1 protein-coding gene and 1 pseudogene are annotated in these 1,884 nt (G+C 34.1%); both read right to left on the reverse strand.

What is annotated here, in order from left to right:
• Positions 1-145: 145 nt before the first annotated feature.
• Entirely contained in the window at positions 146-664 is a 519-nt protein-coding gene (locus tag FGF67_RS16755) for a hypothetical protein (protein WP_139698907.1), read from the reverse strand.
• Positions 665-1,112: 448 nt separating this feature from the next.
• Positions 1,113-1,558, reverse strand: a pseudogene (locus FGF67_RS17725) (transposase); the annotation flags it as partial.
• Positions 1,559-1,884 lie beyond the last annotated feature (326 nt).

Here is a 1,884-nt window from a genome sequence, read left to right on the forward strand (position 1 = left end):
TGTGGTAAGGTCAATTGTTTATAATGTTTCATCCAAAACGAATATAAATATTGAGCCTAAAATAGATGGGGCTAGCCCCATCTATTTTAAATATTCGTGTTGCACTTATTAATTGAACTTAGAAATTAATTAAGAATTAAAATAATTAATTAGTTAAAACGTAACCGTTTCCTCCAATAATAACCCAAGCTTGGGTTGTAACTGCTTGAATTATTACAAATTCCCAACTATTATTAAGTTGTACACCCAATGCACCATCAAATCTATCATTAGGATCGGTGGACGTAATATTAACTATTGACTGATTTTGCGGATTTTTAATCACCAAAACACGACCAATGGAATTAGCCGCATCCGGCATTGTTATTGTAGTATCAGTCAAAGTAATTAATGTATAGTCTGATGATAAAGCTGAATAAGTACTTGAAGAAATCACATTTACAGATAATTCCAAACTACCGCTACTTCTAATGAAATTCCCTGATGAATCTACCGACAAATAATTATTGCCTGTTCCAGCTAAATTAGAAGAGGTTATACTTCCGTCCAAGCTTGAAACATTTAATAGGCTAACATTGTTTTCATCTTCAACTACGAAGTTACCATTGGCACCTAACGTATTTTTTATGTCTTGAGCTGTTACACTTGAACATAAAAGAGTCATAAATAGTATTTTTAAAAAGCACTTCATTTTTTTGTTTTTATTTTTGAACTAATATATAAAATTAGTTTTTGATATGTGTTTAAAAAGAAAACTATTGCCAACAATGGTAGCCGTTGAACAAGCCCTTAATTTTTAAAAACGAGATACAAATAAGCCCTTTTAAGGGCTTTTATTTTAGGTGTAAATGCTTGGCCCCTAAAATTATGAGGCTTTAAAGGATGTAAAATGTATGGTAGTATAGCTTTAAAAGCAAAACGAACATTAGACAGGCTTGCCGCCCCACTTTTACTGTGTTCTTCTATAAATTTCAGGTACTTTTTAAGATTGTAAGTAATCGCGGATAGCTGCATACACTTATTAGCTTGCTTTATACCTATGGTATTGACTTTTCTAAGTCCCAAAACTGCGTGAGTGTTCCAAAAACAGGTTCTACTGCACTTTGGCGCTTGGCTTTTACAGGAGCACTATCGATGGCTTGGGTATGGCCACTAACCATACCTGCCGATACACACAGCTCAAAAACTTTGGTGAACACATCTTCAAAAACAGACTCAGGGAATAGCACGCGTGTACGAATGATGGCCGAGTGCCAAGGCAGTTCTTCATCAATATCATAACCTAAAAATACAGAATATCCAAACGCATGCGGCAATGCTCTATAAGTTTACGGTCATTGGTAATATTCTCTAAATACCCTACCAGACACAACTTAAAGAACACCACGGGATCAATGCTCTTTTGGCCACTGCTGCCATAATAGCTTTTGGTTTCTTTATACAGAAAGTCTAATGGTAAAACGCCCTTTAAACGACGGTATAAATTGTGTTCTAGAACACGAACACTTAACTGAAAATTGTTGAATAATTTCTCTTGATAATTCTGTTTGCCTTGCATTCCTAAAAATAAGAACTTTCAGGCAAATCTTAAAATTTTGAAGTATATTTGAGTATTATGCAACAGGCACACCGTATATAATTTATTGCTAGTTTTGGTTTACTTACGAAAATCCTCGCGGATTTTCTATTCGGTTTGTATTTGCTAAATTTAGTGCTCAAACCACGCAACTAATCTTATACAAACACGTTAGGCGTAAAATTGACCCGTCCTGAATAAAGGCTACATAATTTCAAACATTATGTACAAAAATGACAAAGTAATCAGACGGTATTCAGAACCTTTTAAACTGAAAATTTTAGACGAACTTACAACAGGAAAACTAA

This window comes from Allotamlana fucoidanivorans, assembly GCF_006265225.1.
Taxonomy (GTDB): Bacteria; Bacteroidota; Bacteroidia; order Flavobacteriales; family Flavobacteriaceae; genus Allotamlana; species Allotamlana fucoidanivorans.

Coding starts and splice junctions, on each gene's coding strand:
- FGF67_RS16755 (WP_139698907.1), bottom strand. CDS start 664: ATGACTCTTTTATGTTCAAGTGTAACAGCTCAAGACATAAAAAATACG.